Source organism: Streptomyces sp. SM1 (assembly GCF_002910825.1).
Taxonomy (GTDB): Bacteria; Actinomycetota; Actinomycetes; order Streptomycetales; family Streptomycetaceae; genus Streptomyces; species Streptomyces okerensis.
The window spans coordinates 1,961-3,820 of record NZ_NEUB01001051.1 but is presented as its reverse complement, the minus strand read 5'-3'; the positions used below and the strand labels follow the sequence as shown (position 1 = coordinate 3,820).

At 58.5% G+C, this 1,860-nt stretch carries 1 protein-coding gene; it reads left to right on the top strand.

Annotated features, from left to right (window positions below; all coding sequences use genetic code 11):
* Positions 1-592 precede the first annotated feature (592 nt).
* Positions 593-1,860: group II intron reverse transcriptase/maturase (ltrA, locus tag B9S61_RS39510; protein ID WP_103546551.1), on the top strand; the 1,268-nt coding region annotated here is incomplete at its 3' end.

Sequence of the window (1,860 nt, the reverse complement as noted above, 5' to 3'; positions counted from 1 at the left end):
GCGTTGGTGTGTCCAGAAGGTGATTGTGAGGTTCTGATGTAGAAGACGGAAACGAACAGTTGCCATGCTGTTGTGGAGATGAAGGTAGGTCCTTCGACATCGGCATGCAGGTGCAGGTGTCAAACCGCCATGAGCTGCTGCGGTGAATGAGCCGTGGTGGTGAGCGTCATGGAAAAGCCGTACTGAATACGGCAGGTGTGGGCTGAGAAGACGAACGCAAGTGAACCACTGATGACGTGTCGTAAAGCTTAGACGACATCAAAACCGGGGCCTCAATGCTGTCCTGGGATGAGCCAGGCGGGAACCTGTCTACTGGTCTGGCGGTGTCCGGCATGAAGGTGGCGCGAGCTCAGTCCGGGCTTCACAACGGAACTGGAGATCTCCTCGACGCGAAACCGCGATCCGCGGGTTGACGTGGATCGCGAGAGGGAGAGGCGCAAGTGGCGAAGAGCCATGAGAGCCGGAGTACCAGTCGCGCGTCGGGAGGGCGGAACGTCCCGTAGTAGTGATGAAACCTCCGTAATAGAGGCGGAGCGAAGGGGACGTGTTGTTGAGTGTCGATCGGCGATCAACCAGAGATGGGAGGAATCGGATGGTCGAGACGAGATCAGCAAGCAAGCCGTTTGATATTCCGAAACGGCTGGTCTGGAACGCATACCTGAAGGTCAAGGCCAACAGGGGAGCGGCTGGGGTGGACGGGCAGTCGTTAGCGGAGTTTGAGCAGGATGAGAAGAACAACCTGTACAAGCTGTGGAACCGGTTGTCCTCGGGAAGTTACTTCCCTCCGCCTGTGAGAGCGGTTGATATTCCCAAAGCCGGCGGTGGGACTCGGAGCCTTGGGGTTCCGACCGTGGCTGACAGGATCGCTCAGACGGCAGTGGCCATGACATTGGAGCCAGATGTGGAGCAGATCTTCCATCAGGATTCGTATGGCTATCGCCCGAGGCGGTCCGCGCTGGATGCAGTGGAGACGTGCAAGCAGCGGTGCTGGAGGCATCCTTGGGTGATTGACATTGACATCCAGGGATTCTTCGACAACGTGCCGCACGCCCCCATCATCGCGGCAGTGGAAAGACATGCCAATCTCCCGTGGGTGCTGCTGTATGTGAAGCGATGGCTTGTCGCCCCCGTGCGGCAGCCCGACGGAACGCTCGTCAGACGGGAAAAGGGAACTCATCAAGGGTCTTCCATTTCACCGTTGTTGTCGAATCTGTTCATGCACTACGCCTTCGATGCGTGGCTGGCTCGGGAGTACCCGGGGATCAGGTTCGAGCGGTACGGCGACGACGCTGTGGTGCACTGCGCCAGTGAGAAGCAGGCGAACTTCGTCCGCAACATCATTGAGCGGAGGCTGCTGCAGTTCGGATTACGTCTCCATCCGGAGAAAACCAGGGTGGTGTACTGCAAACAGGAAGGGCGTGAACGGGAGTTCCCGGTCACGGAGTTTACGTTCCTGGGATACACCTTCCGTCCTCGGGCGGCCCGCTTGCGAGATGGGAGGCTGAAGACCGGCTTCCTTCCCGCGGTGAGCGAAACAGCCATGAAGTCCATGGCGAGGACTGTCCGGAGTTGGCGACTGGGGCGCTGTACCGAGCTGGGCTTTCGGGAGATCGCTGCGATGATCAACCCCGTCGTGGCGGGATGGATCAATTACTATGGGCGCTTCTACAAGTCCAGATTGATCAGATTTCTAGAGCAGCAGATCAATCCGTTCCTGGTGAAATGGGCCCGGAGGAAGTACAAACGGTATCGTCGTGCCTCAAGGAAGGCCCGGAGAAGGCTGGCTGAGATCGCCTCAGCATTCCCGGGCATGTTCGCTCACTGGAAGCATGGCGCGTTGCCTACTGGTTCAACAATGGG